Source organism: Trichocoleus sp. FACHB-6 (genome assembly GCF_014695815.1).
Lineage (GTDB): Bacteria > Cyanobacteriota > Cyanobacteriia > Cyanobacteriales > FACHB-T130 > Funiculus > Funiculus sociatus.
In genome coordinates this window covers 57114-75154 of sequence record NZ_JACJOY010000062.1, presented here as the reverse complement: position 1 = coordinate 75154, position 18041 = coordinate 57114, and the positions used below count along the sequence as shown (strand labels likewise).

The window sequence follows — 18041 nt, the reverse complement described above, 5'->3', positions numbered from 1 at the left end:
TTATGAGTTATTGCCAGAAACATCGGAGACTTTTATTTATCTGGCAATGATCCGTATCATGGTCAGGCGGTTGGCATAATATTTAACCCCTCACCACTTTTCAAACATCCTCTAAGAGAACTAGAAGAGTTTGGCTTAGTCCAAGTCCGAGTTTACCCAGAAGTTCCTCCCCATGTAGAATATTCTCTAATCGAAAGAGGGCGCGAAAATCAATCTGTGATGACGGCTCTAAATCAGCTAGAATCTCGATGATTAGAGAGTAAAAGTTGTGCTTGTCCTCTCTATCAAAAAGTGGAAGTAAAACTGTAGTTTGGCGTACTTTATAATCAGCTTTCTTCTGCAATAATGTATGGCAAAAAGGCAACGTCCATCTTCGTCTAAGCGCTTTTTAAGCACGAATAGACAGTTTAACGTCGTGGGGCGGGGTGACTCGCTATTTCGCTGGGGCGACCTGTATTATTTAATACTCACAATCTCCTGGCCTTGGTTTTTCGTGCTGTTGGCTTTGGGGTATGCGATCGCCAACTCCCTGTTTGCGATCGCATATCTCGCAGGAGGCGACGGCATAGAAAATGCACAGCCTGGTTCCTTTAAAGATGCCTTCTTCTTCAGCGTTCAAACAATGGCTTCCATCGGGTACGGTGCAATGTATCCGCGCACGCTATACGCAAATTTCTTAGTCACAATTGAATCACTGGTCGGACTTTTGGGCATTGCTATGGGTAGCGGTCTGATGTTCGCCCGTTTTTCCCGTCCGACAGCTAGAGTCCTTTTCAGTCGCGTAGCAGTTATTAGCCGCTATGATGGCGTACCAACTTTGATGTTTCGGGCTGCCAACCAGCGTCGTAACTTTATTGTAGAAGCCCAGATAAACGTGACTATGGTGCGGAACGAAATCAACCGCGAGGGCGAATTTATGCGCCGATTCTACGACCTGAAACTGGTTCGCAGCCACACGCCTATCTTCGCCCTGTCTTGGACGGTGATGCACCCGATTGATGAGACAAGTCCCCTCTATGGGGCTACGCTGGCAACTCTTGCCCAGACGGAAACTGACATTGTGATTACACTAATCGGGCTAGACGAAACAGTTTCGCAAAATATCCATGCCCGTCACTCTTTTTCGGATAAAGAAATTTTGTGGAATATGCGTTTTGTGGATATTTTCAGTTCGGATAGGAGACAGGATGGGCGACGCTTGATTGACTATACCCGTTTTCACGATGTGGTTCCAGAGGGGTTGGGGACTGGGGATTAGGGACTGGGGCTGGGAATGCAGATATAGTGAAACTCAACAAACCTAATATTAGCGTTGGGTAACGCTCACCTCAACCCAACCTACTTGCTTCTGGTTAATTATCTATTTCTTTCTATCGTCACATTCCATGTATCTAAAGTTGTACCAACAGTTTGATCCAGACCTGTCAAAGCATTGAGATAGGCAATAATTGCAGTAAGCTCTCTGTTTTTTGCTTCTACTAAGTTACTTTGAAAAGTCACCACTTGGAAAATTTCCCCTCTTCCCAATTTCAGCCTTTCTTGTTCTATCTGTAATTGTCTTTCTGACAACTCTCTTGCTTGTTGGGCAAGCCTCACCTCCGAAAGTCTAAGGTTGACATCTCTAACCCTGTCGGTTACTTGAATTTCTATACTTTGACGCAGATTTTCTAATGAGTTCCTTGCTTGGAGGAAGTTTACCCGACTTCGTTGAAAATCTCGTTCTGCTGTGCGATCACCAAAAGTATGAGAAAAGACTAAGCCAGCAGCCAATTGTGAGCTGCTACTTACAGAATTGTCGTATCTTGCATCAAAATCTAAGTTCAAGCGCCTGTTATTATCTGCTACCAACTGGTCTAATTTAGCTATTTCTAAGCGGAGCTGTGCTTGCAAATAATCCGGTCTATTTTGAAAAGCTACTATTTTTAGTTTATTTAACTCTGGAGATATTGATGATAATATAATTCTTTCCACTGCCACAATATCTAGATTTTGTCCGATGTCTAAGATATCAAGTAAAGCTAACTTGGCAGAGGCAAGAGTATTTTGAGCAGCTAATAAGCTAAGTTCTCGATTAGCAACTTCTGTCTGACTTTGAACAATTTCAACTGGCGCTATTCTACCAGCATCAATTAAGGCTTGGTTAATCTGCAATATTTGGCGGGCGCTTTCCAAGGAAAGCCGCTCGATTTCAAGTTGTTCTTGCGCCTGGAGCAAATCCCGATAGCCTAGAATTGCTGAGGTAATTGTATTGATTAGGGTAGATTTTAAAGCTTGAATATTGGCTCTTTCATCGAGCCGAGCAATGTCAATTGACGCTCTATTAACAGCAGTTCCAGCGCCTCGTAATAGGGGTTGGGTAAAACGGAGTTGGAGATTTTGTCCAAGGATGTCGTTATTTATATTATCAATAAAATTATTTCTATTTGAGGTCTGAGTCTGAGTGTCCCAGCCAAAACTCAGCCTAGCTCCGGTAGGAATATTTACAGAAACACTTGCCCCAAGACCGAGATCAGCACTGGTTGATGTAGTTGCGCCAGAACCGAAACGCTCAATGTTAAAAGATACATTAGGTGTAAGGTTAGGGTTAAATTTATCTTCAGCTATTGCCAAGTTTTGTCTTTGGGCTATTCTTTCAAGATAGGCGTTTTTGATATCTGTGTTGTTCTGCACGGCTAAAACGACAATATCAGCGAGGGTTAATTGAATTCCTGGCTGAGGTGTTATTGGTTCCGGCTGGCTCGGTTTTGGTGTGGTTTGAGCGAATAAATTTGCTAGTTTTGTTGTTTTAGATGCGAGTAAATCTGAGGATTGGACGTTAATATTGGTTGCCGATGGGAAGTCAACAAATTGCCTCGAAAGAGCGGGAAGTGGGCTAGAGGGATGCTGTAACTGGATATCAAGAGGCGTTAGGCTATTTTTGGTTGGGAGTTGAGGATGAGGGGGAGTAGGGAACAGCCTTTGGGACATACGCAAAGCGATCGCATCTGGCTTGTTTCCTCTTTGCTGTGGTGATTGGGTGACGCTATTGTGAGCTTTAGCCCCAATCCTTAGGGGCGCGCGCCTAGAGGCGATAGCCACACTAGACGCACCCTTAACCTTATTAGTAGGTTGTACTGTTGTCTGATCCGGCTTAAAAGCCGCAGCCAGCGTCATAGCCGTGCCAAAAATTGTCACCAGAAGCAGACAAGCGCTGCCGACCCAGGAACTAACCGGCGGCAAAAAATTGTCGAGAGAATCTGGATGTTGAGAAATTTGGCGATCGCGCTTGTACATAATAACTGATAGCTTTTAGCCAGTTGATTTTAGATTTTAGATGGAACAATTGGATGTTTAATTCAAAATCCTTTTATCTAGCTTGTAGCCCAAATAAATCTACTAACAGGATCTAGGCGATAACGTGCGGTTCGCCCTACGAGTTACGCAACGCTTTAACTGGATCAAGTTGGCTCGCTCTTAAAGCAGGCCCAAACCCAGCACCCACTCCCACCAGCAGAGCAGATCCTAAAGATAAAATTGCTATGCGTTTCTCAAATTGGTAAGGCAACTTAAAAGTCTCAGCGACAACAGTTGTCAACCCATGCACCGAGACAATGGCAGCAGTTCCCCCGAATAAACTCAAGATTGCTGCTTCTAAAATGAATTGCAGCATGATATCTCGTCTAGTTGCGCCGATTGCCCGCCTTAAACCAATTTCTGGGGTACGCTCCATTACAGCAGCGATCGTAATATTAGCAATCCCAACGCCACCAATTAGCAGCGAAATTATCCCAACTGCTGTCAGTCCGCGTGAAGCAAGTTCCAGAGTTTGCTGTTGCTCAAGGATCTTCTCCACATTGTTATAAGCATAAAATCGTTTGTCCGGGAAGCGCTGCTCTAACAGCAGCTTTGCTTGCTCTTGCAAATCTTTCAATGTTTCCAGCTTATAAGGACGCAGCTGGAGAGAGCCAAGATCGCGGCTACCAGAGAGAGCGTGGTAAAACGACATTGGCACCAGTAGCTGCCCTTCCGGTTCCTCATCGCGGGGATTAGTCGGTACCACCCCCACAACTACATAAGGTCTTCCGCCGACATAAATAGTCTCTCCCACCGCCTCCTGACCCTGAAAAAGTTTGTCTAGTAAAAATTGATCGATCACCACCACAGGGCGATAGTTTTCAAAGTCGGCAGGGGTGAAGAAGCGTCCCGCTAGCAATTTCTTCCCAGAGGTGAGAATAAAGTCTTCCGAAACAGGTGTCATGGAAGGTTGAGCTTCTTGATCCTGAAATATGGTTGGTGAAGGAGGATAGACCCAAGTGGAGGCACTGATTGCCCGCACGCCGACTAGACGCTGGCGCAAAAATTCCATGTCTTCCAACTTCAGCTCCCCTTCCACAAAGATTCTGACTTGAGGCGCGTCTCCCTCTGCCAGTTGCTCGGCAATTACAGCTCTACTGATATTGCCAACTTCCAGCGTGGCGCTAACCGCCGCTACACCCATGAAAACGCCCAAGCTAGTGAGAACAGAACGTAAGGGGTTGCTGCGTAGGGAGTTAAGGGTGAGAGCGAGTAGGTCGAAAGGGGCGAGGCTCATGCCAATTGTGGATTTTAGATGCTCTTGATGTTGGATTTTTTCCTCGTTCCAGAGACTGGGAACCAGAAAAGGGAGGCGATCGCCTCTTTACTTTATTCAGATAGTGAGGCACACTAGCGATCGCATCCAGTGATCGCTCTCACACCCAGCAGAGTCGTTCAGAGACGAGAAATGGGGCAAAGCCAAGAGCTTAGGCATTTCCAGTCCTTATTTATTAATGAAATAATTTCTCAATCTCCCTCTTTTGATTCTTGTTCGGCAGTGACAGGCATTCCTGGTTCTAGCTCAGAATCAGGACTTGGAAGCACAATTTTGTCACCTGGGCGCAAGCCAGAAGTCACTTCCACCTTAGTTACATCCTCTAGCCCCAAAGTTACGTTTCGTTTTTGCGCTTTGCCAAGGCGATCGCGTACCCAGACAAACGGTTTAGCTTTAGAACGCTGAATGGCTTCCGTATCTAACACCACCACGTTTTTCCGCTGATCCAAAATGATTTCCACACTGACCTGAGAGCCTGGGATCAGCTTGCGAGTCGGTTGATCCAGCTTGACTATTGCAGGTACAGTGACTTGCCCAGATTGGCTTTCTTGCTGCTCATCGCTGTTAGTGTTAGAAGCGATCGCCTGCGGATACAAGCTCAACACTCGCCCTTTAAATACCTGCGAATCGGGGCCAATCACGCTAATCCGGGCAACTTGGTTTACGTTCACCTTGGCAGCATTCAGAGTGGAAAGATTCAGTTCCACCAGTTCTTGCGAAGGGTCGCCCAGAGTCAGCAAGTTATCGCCCAAGTTCACCCCATTCCCATTTTTGACCATGATGTTGAGAACTTTACCCGCAATTGGCGCACTCACAATGTTGTTTTGCAGTTGCTGCACCAGACGTTCTAGATCCAGCTTCTGGCTCTGAATTTCGCTGGTAGCGGTGTTAACATCTGACTGAGCCTGACGCAGTTCTGATTCAGCAGCTGCAACCTTGTCTAAAAATTCCTGCTGGGAAGTTTGACCCTCCTGCTTCAAACGCTGAAGTTCCAAGGTACTCGTACTCAGTGCTAATTGAGCATCCCGCAGGGCTGATTCAGCGGCGCGGACTTGTTGTTTTTGATCCTGAAGTTCTTTTCCCGGAATAAAACCTTTTTCAGCCAAAGCTTGCAACTGCTGGAGTTCCCCAGCTGCTGCTGTTAGCTTTTCCTGTTCTTCAGCAATTTTTTCGCGGTTGCGGACTATTATCAGTTCCTGTGTCCGCATCTCTGCTTGCTTGTTGGGACGATTCTGGAGTTCCCGTTGGGCAGCATTTAGCTTTTCGGTCGCTTCCAGAACTTTCTGGCGGTTTCTCTCTAGGGCGAGTTCCTGTTTCTGAATCTCCAGCTGCTGGGCGGCGAGGCTAGTTTGTTGATCTCGGTTACGCAGAACAATCAGTTTTTGACCAGATTTCACGCGATCGCCAAGCTCTACTAACACCTGCTCCACGGCGCTTTCTGCTGGAGACTTCAGGGTTTGTTGACCGCCTAGCTTCACTGTGCCGCTCTCATTGATTTTATTCTCAACGTTGCCTCGCTTGACGGTAAGTAGGCGCACCTCTACCGGATCTGGTGAGCGATTCAGCAGCTTTGCATAGTCTACCCATCTTCCAGCGCTCAAGAGCGCCAAAACTCCAACACTTGACCAGACAAGCCATTGAACACCCTTCTTAAATTCTTTTTTACCTTGTTCCATGCTCAATCTTTTGCCTGGTCAGCTTGCATATGTCTCACCCACAGAAGTACAAAGCCGCATAACCCCTTCTCTAGTTAGGGAGAAGGGGTTAAGTAAGGGATAAGGAGTTTAAAAATTTGGATGCACCCGAATTTCAATGTCACTGATGATTTATCTACCGCTACTATATTTCACTGTAACAGCCCCGTAAAACTTACTTTTCGCCACATTGCTGAATTAGTTTGGCAACTACACCAGTCCATCCAGTTTGATGACTTGCGCCGAGTCCTGCACCGTTATCGCCATGAAAATATTCATGGAAAAGAATTAAATCACGCCAATGCGGATCGGTTTGGAATATTTCCAAATCCCCATAAACGGGGCGCTGACCAGATTCATTTTTCAGAAAAATTTGGATCATCCTTTGGGATAATTCGGTGGCAATTTCCCAGAGGTTCATCATTTGCCCCGAACCAGTCGGACACTCGATTTTGAAATCATCGCCAAGGTAATGATGGAATTTTTGCAGTGCTTCAATAAGCAGATAATTGATGGGAAACCAAATAGGGCCGCGCCAGTTGGAATTGCCCCCAAATAAGCCGCTGCTAGATTCTGCTGGTTCGTAATTCACACAGTAAGAATCTCCATTTACATTGAAAATGTAAGGATTTTCTGCATGAAATTTAGAAACCGAACGAATGCCATAGTCGCTAAAAAATTCTTTTTCATCAAGCAGTTTTTCTAAGATGCGGCGGAGTTTATCACTATAAGCGATCGCCAGTAATCTTCTAGCACCAACTCCCGGCGTTTCCATGCAAGCCACATTTTTTTTCAGGTTGGGGCGATTGCGGATAAACCACTCCATTCGCTGTCTAAAACCAGGCAACTGCTTTAAAGTTTCTTCTTCTATGATTTCAACTGCCAAAAGTGGTATTAATCCCACCATCGAACGTACTTTCAAGGGTATATAACTGCCATTAGGACAATGCAGCATATCGTAGTAAAAACCATCAGTTTCATCCCACAGCGATTCCTCTCCTCCGCCCATCTGGTTCATCGCATCGGCAATATAGAGAAAATGTTCAAAAAACTTGCTGGCGATGTCTTCATACGAGGGATTTTCTATTGCTAATTCTAGCGCGATCGCTAACATATTTAGACAGTACATTCCCATCCAGCTAGTACCATCCGACTGCGATAGATATCCCCCCGTGGGCAGCTTCATATTTCTATCGAAGACACCAATATTGTCCATCCCTAGAAATCCGCCCTGAAAAACATTCTTTCCTTCAATATCCTTGCGGTTCACCCACCAGGTAAAATTAAGTAGTAACTTTTGAAAAACGCGCTCTAAAAACTTTTTATCAGCGCGACCATACATTTTTTTCTCAATATTATAAACCCGCAACGCCGCCCAAGCATGAACAGGTGGATTTCCATCACTAAAATCCCATTCATAAGCTGGTAATTGACCGTTGGGGTGCATATACCATTCTCGCGTCAATCGCTGTAGTTGTCGCTTGGCAAAGTCTGGATCAATTATTGCCAGGGGTATGACGTGAAATGCTAAATCCCAAATTGCAAACCAAGGATATTCCCATTTATCAGGCATAGAAATAATATCATCGCTGAAAAAATGAATCCAATCATGGTTTCTGATACTTTGTCGCGGTTCTGGTGGCGGTAATTCACCAGTATCTCCTTTTAACCATTCCTCGACAACATAGTAATAAAATTGCTTGTTCCACAACATTCCCGCGAATGCTTGGCGTTGCACCTTGCGCCTATCCTCTGTCAGCGAACAGGAAGAAGCAACACGCTGGTAAAATTCATCAGCTTCCTGTTTTCGAGTTTGAAAAATACTCTCAAACCGGGTGTCTAAGGGTGCGGCTAAATCTGCGCGATCGCTCAACCGTAATTTAACAACTTTAGTTTCTCCCGCACCAATATTTAATAAATAGTTTGCTGCTACCTTAGTCCCTATTTGATTAGGATTAACAGCATCTTTCTTACTTTCTACAATATAGTTGTTAATCCCATCTTTCACGTATGGTGAGGAATTATTAACTCCAAACAATCTCTCCTTATTAGTTTCGTTCTCTGTAAACAACAGTTCCGGTTCTCCCTCAGAATATAGCCAGCGATCTCCCAGCGTTGCTTCCGAGGCTTCTACAATACTTAAACCTTGATCACTTTTGAGATTTTTTATCCGGGGCTTTTCATCAGCCTGATTCCAAGACCAAGTATTACGAAACCATAGAGTAGGCAGAAGATGCAGACTCTTGGCTTCTTTTCCCCGGTTAACTACACTAATTAGAATTAAAATATCCTCTGAGTCAGCTTTAGCGTATTCGACAAAAATATCAAAATAGCGGTTTTCGGCAAACACCCCTGTATCAAGTAATTCAAATTCTCTATCTTGATAACCCCTACATTTATTTTCTTCAACCAGTTGGGAATAAGGAAATGCTTGATGCGGATATTTGTAAAGACATTTCATGTAAGAATGGGTAGGAGTATTGTCAAGATAAAAATAATATTCTTTGACATCTTCCCCATGATTGCCTTCCTTTCCTGTTAACCCAAAAATCCTTTCTTTAAGAATGGGATCTTCCCCATTCCACAGCGCGATCGCAAAACAAAGTCGCTGATGGTTATCTGAAATCCCCGCAATACCATCTTCCCCCCACCGATAAGCACGGGAACGCGCATGATCGTGAGGAAAATACTGCCAAGCTGCGCCATCAGGACTGTAATCTTCGCGCACAGTTCCCCATTGACGTTCGCTTAAATAAGGCCCCCAACGCCGCCAATAAGCCTGGCGCTCGCGATCTTCTTCTAACCTCTTTTCTTCTTCAGTCATATTGTTTACTAGCAATGAAAACTAAGACTTTAAATTTGAAACCCGCCTGCGCGGGTTTAGTATGTATAGCCGCGAATTAGATTCGCCACTTAGAGGATGTTTTAAAAGTCAAAAGCCGTAAAAAATCATGCGAGTCGTCGAATCATAATACGAATCATCGCAATATAAATAAAAGTCTCCGAGGTTTCTGGTAGGCGTTCATAATCCTTACTTAAACGCCGACACCAATTAAGCCAACCAAAAGTTCGTTCTACAACCCAGCGCTTAGGTAGATGGACAAAACCCTTCTTCTCCAAGGGTCTAAGAACAATTTCCACAATCCACCGAAACATATCCATCACCCATCGCATAAATTCTTCTCCCCGGTATCCTCCATCCATCCAAATGGTGTGCAAACGCTTTACCTTATCCCCCGTATCATGAACTCGTTTGAGGACAAGTTTTGCTCCTTGGCGCTCTGGAAGACTTGCAGATGTAACCAAAACCCGTAAAACTAGCCCTAGTAAATCTACACTTAGATGTCGTTTACGCCCGTGTATGTGTTTACCTGCGTCGTAACCCACCTCCTGGGATATCATCGTTGCTGTTTCCACTGATTGGCTGTCAACTGCTGCTTCTGAGGGACTAGGTTCATGCCCTGCTGCCACCCTAGCCCACTGATAAAGTTTGTCATGTACCCTAAGCCAAGTACCATCTTTGCGCCAAGAGCGAAAATAACCATAAACTGTTGGCCAAGCTGGAAAATCTCCGGGTAATGCTCGCCATGTGCATCCCTGGCAAAGTACGTAAAGAATGGCATTCATCACAGCGTACATTGCTGTAGTCCGAGGACGTCCACCAGATTTCGCTTCTGGAAATAGGTCGGCAATTAATTCCCACTGTTCCCACGTTAGATCATTAGGATATGCTTTAATCATTTGCTCACAAGGTGCTGAGGTCTACAAATTTCAGCATACGCCTTGTGAGCTTTCTTACAATCGCACCCCACTTTTAAAACATCCTCTTATATTATTACTAATTTTTCAAGTTAGATGCCGAATAATCCGACAAGGATTTCCCACAGCAACGACATTCGGCGGAATATCTTTTACAACCACACTACCAGCACCGATAGTAGTATTATCACCAATAGTCACCCCAGGACAAATAATAACACCGCCTCCAATCCAAACATTATTACCAATTTTAATCGGTGCAGCGAGTTCCAAACCACTTTGACGAATTTCCGGGTCTGTTGGGTGATATGCGGTGTAAATTTGCACATAAGGGGCGCATAAAACATTTTCACCGATATGAACCGTATTGCAGTCTAAAATTACACATCCATAATTCATGTACAAGCCGTTGGCAGCGTAAATATTGCTACCATAGTCGCAATGAAAGGGAGGGACAATTTCCACTTTTGCTCCCACCTTACCGAATAAGTCGTTAAGGATTTGCGATCGCAAATCTGGCTGTTCCTCAGTCGTCGCACTGTACATTCTTAACAGACGACGCGCCCGCTTGCTATCAGCAGCCAGTTCCGGGTCAGAAGGCAGATATAACTCCCCTGCTAGCATCTTCTGTTTTTCCGTTTTTTCCACGGTGTCACTCCCTGCACTATATTTCAAGAGTAAGAAGTAAGAAGGCAAACGTCAAAAGAAGGATGAAGAAGGAATACAACAATCTGTTTCCTCCTTCATCCTTCTTTTGACTTTTATTTTGTCTACAAATAGGTAGCGATCGCTTCCAGAAGTTCAGCACTTGTAAACGGTTTTGCAAGATAACCGTTTGCCCCCAAAATTTCTCCTTGCTGACGGACATTTTGGTTACTGTCACCAGTGAGAAAAATGAAGGTAATTGTGTCTGTAATCGGGTCAGAACGCAACACTCTCAAAACCTCGTACCCATCAAGTTTTGGCATTCTTACATCACACAAAATCAAATTGGGGACGAACTCTTTTGCCAATTGCACTCCCTTCTCGCCATCTTCAGCTCCAATCGCCGTAAACCCGCTTTCATCAAGAAGGTTCAGAATACTCTCACGAATTAGTTCTTCGTCCTCAATCACCAACACTTTTGTCATCAGTTACTATTTCTATTTTTTATTGCCATAGACGACAAAAGCTATGGTTAGCAATTTCCTTGCCAAAACTACTTAGAGCAGTTGTTTAATTTAAGATGCAAATATGCAAGAAACCTTATCTTGTTTCTGATGACCAATCTGAGTTAATGCCCATTGATTTCTTACTCTGCTTCAGCTGTTTCCAGAGACACTTTATCTGGTCATAAGCTTCCTCTGGAGAAAGTTTGCCTCCAGTCTCTAGCGCCGAGATGTAAGAAACTTTCTGAGCAAATTCTTGCAGATTAGCATTAAAAGCTAGAAATTCCGGGGAAAAAGAGCCGTAGTAGCGGCTTTGAGGGTAGAGAAAGCTGTTTTTGCTCGCCCGCTCAGGATTTGTCATGGCTACCTTCTTATCAAACTGAGTTTATTGAGAAAATCTCTAATCATGCTACCTTAACCTAAGCTTAACCAAAATCTCCCTACCCTAAGAGATAATTTTTACAAAAAGCAATACACAGCAGGGCTGCTTTGCCTTGCTGTGTAACGCCTGTGCTAATATTTTCGTTTTTTCGCTGATGGAAGCAATACCCACTGACTCCGGTGATGGTGGGCATAACATAAGTGGATAAAATACTACTGAGCGCTGGCGTTGCTAGTACCGCCGAGAGTGGCATAGCCAAAGGTGGCGTTAGCCATACGGCACCAAATAACAACAGATTTGAAGTTTGCCAGATTAATAGCAGCAGGAATTGGGTAGCGTTGAGTGCCGTTGAATTTATGTAATTTACCCAGGTTCACGTAGCCGTTTGAGTTTTGATAAGACTGCGGCGGCTTCTGGGATGTGTCTAAAATCACATGAAGATCAGGCCCTTGCTCGCTAGTCTTAAAAGACGAATCAAACTCTATATATCGTTGCCCATTGACGTTGATAATTCGAGCAGTTCCAGAAGTAGGTTTTTCCCCTGCAACAAAGACTCCAGGGCGAGTTGCAGGACGAGTTTGGGCTACAGCAATTCCATTTAAGTTTGTTGACGGATTAACTGCATTTAATAGTGTATTTCCTACAACTCCTGTCGCTACTTCAGAACTTACGACAAGAGTCATGCCTAGTATTACGAAGTGGTTCAGTTTCATCATTTTTAATCCTTCAGGCAAAATTACGATGGCTGAGTCGATGTTTCGGGGTTAAATAAATTGTTGCTCAATAGATTGGGGTATAGATTATTTTAGAGTGATATTTTACTTAAGAGATTTATAGATGTTTTCAGTGAAAATTAATGTTTCTCTCAGGAAAAACTCATTGCCTACCGCTCATCAGAAAAAAGACATAAATTTCTTTACTACAAAAACAAGACAGTAAACAATTATCGTTGCCAAGAATAGGTGGTTTAGTACCCTGATACTTCGGGTAAAAATATTCAGAGTAGCTAGCGACAAGTTCCGCTGAAAGCTTTATTATTACATCTAATAATTCCTTGTTTTTTAAATTACGTCATAATGCTTTAAACAATTTGACAGTAAGCATTTCGCATTTGGAAATAAATTTATTAGTAATTGCATATCCTCACAAGGATGCGATCGCCTTCTGGGGAGAGGTGACACCCAGATGCGATCGCACAAGAGGAAAATGGGCGGTCTTCTAGGGGTTAATGCTAGGGAAAGTGTCATAAACGGCTTGTGTAGCAGAATTAACGATAGTGCAGAGGGGTTTTGATTTAATGAGCTATAAGGTAGCGACAGCAACGTTTCTAGCTACCTTGGGGTTCATAACAGCTTTCCTATCAATGCCCCAGATAGAAGAGGCATATATGCGATCGCCTTCTCTGCGTTCGTTTGGTCAGAGGGGGATAGAATTTTAACCCAATAGGGTTGATTTAACGGCGAATCAAGCTTTTTATCGAGTCTTCGAGAGAAAAGATATCGAAGCTATGAGTGCTGTCTAATCGCAGGGAACTGGTAGTCTTTGCATTCACCCTGGACGGAGACCCTTGTGCGGCTGGAAGGAGATTCGCTATTCCTGAAAGCAAATATTTAAAAATACAAGCTACATTGAAATAGAAACAGAGATTATTGTCACAGAAGTTCGGAATGCGTAGGACTCCGTTCGAGGCGAAGCCATCGCTTACATCGTTCTTGTAGCAACTGTGTTACAAGTAGGAGCGTAGCAGGCAAGTCCAAGTTCAGTCGATGGGAATGAATATCTTTGAGCAAATGGCACAAAAGCGGTATTTAGTTTATCACCGCGGCAGTCCTCTGATGCGTTACGCTGTCCGCGATATAAAATTGAATTAGTGAACATTCAAAATTAATATGAGACGTTTTTCCGTAATTTCCCTAATGGCAGCTAGCGCCGCACTGATTTCTTCCCAAGTATTAGCAGCTATCTACAAAACAAGTCATCAACTGTCTGGTTTTTCGACGGATAGCCGTTACTATATATATCTGGAAAGTTATCGAAACGCGGTGACAGACGTTCCTAAAGCCAAACTACAAATTATAAATTTGCCGAGAAACGCCTGCATTGAGAATGGCTGTTTAGAAACTGAATATACTGACGAAGCTAGGGAAAGAGCCCCAAGTTTAACTACTAAATCGGCGGAAAATCAATTACTTAAGAAAACATCGGTTATTCGCTACAACTTGAAGCTAAATCGTCCGGCACCTGGAAGAAAATTGCCAGTTCTTTCTCGCAAAACTAACGCCGATGGCAGCGAAACTTATACTTTCATTTTGAATGATAAGAAAGAAAAATTAGAGGTTTTGATGCAGCAAAAGTATATCCCTTCAGTGGCATATGGAGGTAATGCTGAAGTGGATCGTGCTGCTTTGCGTCTTGAGGTAACTGCTAATTATCGCAAACGTACTCTTAGTACGCTGAACAATTACCGCGAAAATGCTATGAAATATACGCTTAGGGAAGTGCGCCTAGCTCCCGATGGACGCACCGTGGCGATTATTATGAATATGATGCAACCAAATGAACAGGGAGCGTTACAGACTACTTTGGTGCAGAGTTCTCCACTTTAAGTCACGCTCTTCTCGTTCCTCCTGTTCTTGTTCCCAGGCTCCAGTCTGGGAACGACAGTAACCCAGTCCTCTTTCGCTTAGGTTTAGTTGAGCGTTAGTAAAGGATGAACTGAGTGAGAAAAAGTAGCGATCGCTCCTTCGTCCCAGGCTGCGCTACTCAAAAAATTAATTTCGCAGCACATAACCAACGCCGCGCACGGTTTGAACTAGGCGCTTTTCGTTGTTTTCTTCGAGTTTCAGGCGCAGGTAGCGAATATAAACTTCGATGATGTTGGAATCGCCCATGAAGTCGTAGCCCCAAACTTGTTCGAGAATGCGATCGCGTGTAATCACTTGTCGGGGATGAGCGAGTAAGTGTTGCAGTAAATCGAATTCTTTTGCTGTTAATTCAATAGCGCGATCGCCTCGGAAAACTTCTCGCGTGGTACGATTTAAACTTAAATCTTCAAATTGCAAAATATCCGGATTTTCTTCTTGCGTTCTCCGCAAATGAGCGCGGACTCTGGCTAACAATTCTTCGATACTAAAGGGTTTAACTACATAGTCATCAGCTCCCGCATCTAAACCAGCTACGCGATCACTTACTTCATCTTTTGCTGTTAATAAAATAATCGGGACTTTATTCCCAGTTGTTCGCAAGCGGCGACAAATTTCTAACCCCGATAAACCAGGAAGCATCCAGTCTAAAATAAGTAAATCGGGATTAGATTCTCGCGCTGCTGTGATTCCTGATAAACCGTCGTTAGCTACGCTGACTTGATATCCTTCATAACCTAGTTCTAACTCTATAAATCGAGCCAGTTTGACTTCATCTTCTACTAGCAAGATATGTGCTGTCATAGTTAATGAACCGCAAAGGTAAAAGAAAAAGAAAGAGAAATTGGAAGTAAGGTTTTAATTATGGTGTGGGTAAAGTGACTGTAAAAACACTACCTTCACCTAGTTTGGATAGTACCGTAACACTTCCATCCATTCCCTCAACGAGAGTTTTAACGATGGATAAACCCAACCCTGCACCGCCAGTAGAACGCGCTCTAGCTTCATCCACGCGATAAAACCGCTCAAAGATGCGGGTTTGTTGTTGTAGGGGAATCCCACAACCCTTGTCACAAACTTGGATAGTTACATTGTCGCTTGTTTTGTCTAATTTTATACTTATAGATTCATCGATTTCCGAGTATTTCAAAGCATTATCAATCAGGTTGATCAGCACTTGTTTGAGACGGTTGCGATCGGCTTTTACCTTGATAGGGTATGAGGTTGTAGAGATAGCGATCGCTCTACTGCTAAATTGCTGCGCCATTACCACCACCTCTGCAACCAAATCATTTAGCACCATATTTTCTACATGGAAATGTATATAACCGCTATCCGCCCGCGCCAAATCGAGTAAATCTTGCAATAACCGGATAGTGCTATCTGTTTCAGAAGCTGCAATGGAAAGAGCTTCTTGTTGTGCTTCTGTTAAGTTATTACTTCGTCGTAGGGTACTTTGTAAATAGCCATGAACAATAGTTAAAGGTGTTCGCAACTCATGAGAAACATTGCTAACAAATTGACGCTGCTGCTCCCACGATTCTGATATTCGATATAACATCATATTAAAGGTGTCGGCTAATTCCTTAACTTCGCTAGGAGCATTAACAAGATGCAATTTTGCTTCCCCTAAATCTTCAACGGAAATTACTTTAGTCATTTGGCTCATTTGTCGCAAGGGTTCAAGCGATCGCTTCACATAAATAGCAATTGCCACCGTCACTATAAGGACTGCTAAAATATAAGAAATCTTCATGCTGCGAACCACTGCAACAAACATAGTTTGTTCGCTAGTAATGTCCTGTACTACGTAAAAGTTGCCCACTATGGCGCTTTTCACAATCAAAGGCTTACCAAAAATTACAAAGTAGTGTTTGTTTATTTTATAAATTTGGGGTTTAATCGGCATCCTTGAAAGGGACAGTAGTACCTCAGAAGTGCTGTTTGCCTGCCAATGTGGAGTAAATAAAGATTGAGACTGAGCAACAATTCTACCATTCGGATTGCTCACCCATATTAGTAAATTGGAAGTTGTGCGGTTATCAATTGCTTTTTGCATCCCAGTTTGTACAGACATCATTTCACTGTACAATTCAACATCTCGCTCAAAATGTTTGGCAATATGCTGAATATTCTGTTTGGGAGCATTGATAAGAATCTGCTGCATTTTCCAAGTTGTCCAAACAGCAACGCTACTGACTCCACAAATTGAAACAGCCGAGATACCTACTGTTAGACGAAACCGAAGTGAAAACGGATCAATGCGTTCCCTTATGTAGCTAATTCCCTTTTGACAGGCATTTATCAAACTCATTTATTAAAATATCTATTGCCACTCCACCTCTACTGATTACTAGCTTAGCCATAAATTATGAGAATAGCCTGGTGTTACTATAAATTAATCATAAAATAGTAGCAATTTAATTGGATTTGTAAAAATTAATGAACTGCTCCTGGGGCAGTCAAGGCAACTCAACCTACACTCACTTTATAATTTTTAGTTCTAAAAGCAACCATAGAAGATAAAAATTGCTCTATTTAGTTTTACAATAAGTTGACGAGGCAATATAAAGTAATCAATGAAAAAATCTCTGAAACTTCCTCAAAAACTAATGCTGCTTGGTTCAGGAGAACTTGGTAAAGAATTTACCATTGCTGCTCAACGTCTGGGTAACTATGTGATTGCCGTGGATCGATATCATAATGCTCCAGCCATGCAAGTAGCTGATGAGTCAGAAGTGATTTCCATGCTGAGTCCAGACCAACTGGAAAGCATCGTGCAGAAACACCAACCTAATTTTATTATTCCTGAAATTGAAGCCATCAGAACCGAAAAACTGATTGAATTTGAGCAGCGAGGTATAATAGTTATTCCCACTGCAACTGCTACCCATTACACGATGAATCGAGACAGAATCAGGGAACTCGCGCATCAAAAGTTGGGAATCAGAACGGCTAAATATGGTTATGCAACAACCCTAGAAGAACTGATTGAGGTTTCGGAAAAAATTGGGTTTCCTAATGTAGTGAAACCTGTTATGTCATCATCTGGAAAAGGTCAGTCGGTTGTTGAGTCTCCAGAGAAGATTCAGACGGCGTGGAAATATGCAGTTGAAGGTTCCAGAGGGGACAGTCAAAAACTTATTGTCGAGGAGTTTATTCCGTTTGAGTTAGAAATTACCTTGCTAACAATTAAACAGTGGAATGCGCCGACAATTTTTTGTCCTCCGATTGGGCATCTCCAAGAAAGGGGAGATTATCGAGAGTCTTGGCAACCAGCAGTTGTTTCTGAAGAGTTGCTTCAGGAAGCGCAAGCGATCGCGCAAAAAGTTACTGATGCTTTGGGAGGCGCAGGTATCTTCGGAGTTGAGTTCTTTATCACCAAAGATTCAGTAATTTTTTCTGAGCTTTCTCCACGTCCTCACGATACTGGAATGGTGACATTAATTTCGCAGAACTTAAATGAGTTTGAACTACATTTGAGAGCTGTTTTAGACTTGCCAATTCCAAAAATTGAACAGCTGGGAGCTTCAGCAAGTGCAGTAATATTAGCAAACAGAAATTCAAATTCCATAGCTTTTGTGGGAGTGCAAGATGCCTTATCAGAACCAGATGTAGACCTGAGGTTATTTGGCAAGCCTAATTCACGTCCGGGGCGCAGAATGGGCGTAACTTTGGCAAAAGGGAGAAATGTTCAAGAAGCGCGGGACAAAGCAACTACCGCCGTCAGTAAAATCAAAATAGTCGATCAAGAGGATTTTGATGCTTAATTAGAGAAAAAATACACCAAGCCGAACCAATAAACTC

General features: G+C 43.3%; 17 protein-coding genes and 1 pseudogene. 7 read left to right on the top strand and 11 right to left on the bottom strand.

The features are described from left to right. The first annotated feature begins 75 nt into the window (after window positions 1-75). Both H6F66_RS28380 and H6F66_RS11980 read left to right on the top strand, forming a co-directional pair. Window positions 76-252, top strand: a complete 177-nt coding sequence (locus tag H6F66_RS28380) for a winged helix-turn-helix transcriptional regulator (protein WP_347269371.1) — start codon at window positions 76-78, stop codon at window positions 250-252. A gap of 97 nt (window positions 253-349) precedes the next feature. Beyond that, window positions 350-1258, top strand: coding sequence for an ion channel (locus H6F66_RS11980; protein ID WP_190421430.1), 909 nt, complete (start codon window positions 350-352; stop codon window positions 1256-1258). A gap of 98 nt (window positions 1259-1356) precedes the next feature. On the opposite strand, the gene H6F66_RS11975 is transcribed toward H6F66_RS11980, so the two are convergent. The 9 genes from H6F66_RS11975 to H6F66_RS11935 form a co-directional block, all read right to left on the bottom strand. Continuing rightward, window positions 1357-3273 carry a TolC family protein gene (locus H6F66_RS11975; protein ID WP_190421428.1) on the bottom strand — a complete coding sequence of 639 codons (1917 nt, stop codon included), beginning with the start codon at window positions 3271-3273 and terminating at the stop codon, window positions 1357-1359. A 136-nt stretch (window positions 3274-3409) separates the two neighbouring features. After that, window positions 3410-4570: an ABC transporter permease gene (locus H6F66_RS11970; protein ID WP_190421426.1), complete on the bottom strand. Its 1161-nt coding sequence runs from the start codon at window positions 4568-4570 to the stop codon at window positions 3410-3412. A 230-nt stretch (window positions 4571-4800) separates the two neighbouring features. Beyond that, window positions 4801-6285, bottom strand: a complete 1485-nt coding sequence (locus H6F66_RS11965) for an efflux RND transporter periplasmic adaptor subunit (RefSeq protein WP_190421424.1) — start codon at window positions 6283-6285, stop codon at window positions 4801-4803. A 193-nt stretch (window positions 6286-6478) separates the two neighbouring features. Beyond that, the gene (locus H6F66_RS11960) at window positions 6479-9127 is read right to left on the bottom strand and encodes a glucosidase (RefSeq protein ID WP_190421422.1); all 2649 of its coding nucleotides are present in this window, start codon (window positions 9125-9127) and stop codon (window positions 6479-6481) included. A gap of 125 nt (window positions 9128-9252) precedes the next feature. After that, a complete protein-coding gene (locus H6F66_RS11955; protein ID WP_190421420.1) occupies window positions 9253-10044 on the bottom strand; it encodes an IS5 family transposase in 792 nt (263 codons plus the stop codon). A gap of 105 nt (window positions 10045-10149) precedes the next feature. Continuing rightward, complete coding sequence (locus H6F66_RS11950; protein WP_190421418.1) at window positions 10150-10710, bottom strand: sugar O-acetyltransferase; 561 nt, start codon at window positions 10708-10710, stop codon at window positions 10150-10152. Between the two features lie 122 nt (window positions 10711-10832). Continuing rightward, window positions 10833-11192 carry a response regulator gene (locus H6F66_RS11945; protein ID WP_190421416.1) on the bottom strand — a complete coding sequence of 120 codons (360 nt, stop codon included), beginning with the start codon at window positions 11190-11192 and terminating at the stop codon, window positions 10833-10835. A gap of 115 nt (window positions 11193-11307) precedes the next feature. Then, the gene (locus H6F66_RS11940) at window positions 11308-11571 is read right to left on the bottom strand and encodes a hypothetical protein (RefSeq protein ID WP_190421414.1); all 264 of its coding nucleotides are present in this window, start codon (window positions 11569-11571) and stop codon (window positions 11308-11310) included. 233 nt (window positions 11572-11804) lie between these two features. After that, window positions 11805-12275: a DM13 domain-containing protein gene (locus tag H6F66_RS11935; protein ID WP_199295331.1), complete on the bottom strand. Its 471-nt coding sequence runs from the start codon at window positions 12273-12275 to the stop codon at window positions 11805-11807. Between the two features lie 407 nt (window positions 12276-12682). On the opposite strand from H6F66_RS11935, the gene H6F66_RS28895 reads away from it, so the two are divergent. From H6F66_RS28895 to H6F66_RS11925, 4 genes and pseudogenes are all read left to right on the top strand, one after another. Continuing rightward, window positions 12683-12814 carry a hypothetical protein gene (locus H6F66_RS28895; protein ID WP_277873940.1) on the top strand — a complete coding sequence of 44 codons (132 nt, stop codon included), beginning with the start codon at window positions 12683-12685 and terminating at the stop codon, window positions 12812-12814. 75 nt (window positions 12815-12889) lie between these two features. Further along, the gene (locus H6F66_RS11930) at window positions 12890-13030 is read left to right on the top strand and encodes a hypothetical protein (protein ID WP_190421412.1); all 141 of its coding nucleotides are present in this window, start codon (window positions 12890-12892) and stop codon (window positions 13028-13030) included. A gap of 24 nt (window positions 13031-13054) precedes the next feature. Then, window positions 13055-13463 (top strand): annotated as a pseudogene (locus tag H6F66_RS29325) (nuclear transport factor 2 family protein); the annotation flags it as partial. An 18-nt stretch (window positions 13464-13481) separates the two neighbouring features. Beyond that, window positions 13482-14198, top strand: coding sequence for a DUF2259 domain-containing protein (locus tag H6F66_RS11925; RefSeq protein WP_190421410.1), 717 nt, complete (start codon window positions 13482-13484; stop codon window positions 14196-14198). A gap of 165 nt (window positions 14199-14363) precedes the next feature. Here H6F66_RS11925 and H6F66_RS11920 read toward each other — a convergent pair whose 3' ends face one another. Both H6F66_RS11920 and H6F66_RS11915 read right to left on the bottom strand, forming a co-directional pair. Beyond that, entirely contained in the window at window positions 14364-15038 is a 675-nt protein-coding gene (locus tag H6F66_RS11920) for a response regulator transcription factor (protein ID WP_190421408.1), read from the bottom strand. 58 nt (window positions 15039-15096) lie between these two features. After that, the gene (locus H6F66_RS11915; RefSeq protein ID WP_190421406.1) at window positions 15097-16548 is read right to left on the bottom strand and encodes a HAMP domain-containing sensor histidine kinase; all 1452 of its coding nucleotides are present in this window, start codon (window positions 16546-16548) and stop codon (window positions 15097-15099) included. Window positions 16549-16813: 265 nt separating this feature from the next. On the opposite strand from H6F66_RS11915, the gene purT reads away from it, so the two are divergent. Further along, window positions 16814-18004, top strand: a complete 1191-nt coding sequence (gene purT / locus H6F66_RS11910) for a formate-dependent phosphoribosylglycinamide formyltransferase (RefSeq protein WP_190421404.1) — start codon at window positions 16814-16816, stop codon at window positions 18002-18004. The last annotated feature ends 37 nt before the right edge of the window (window positions 18005-18041 follow it).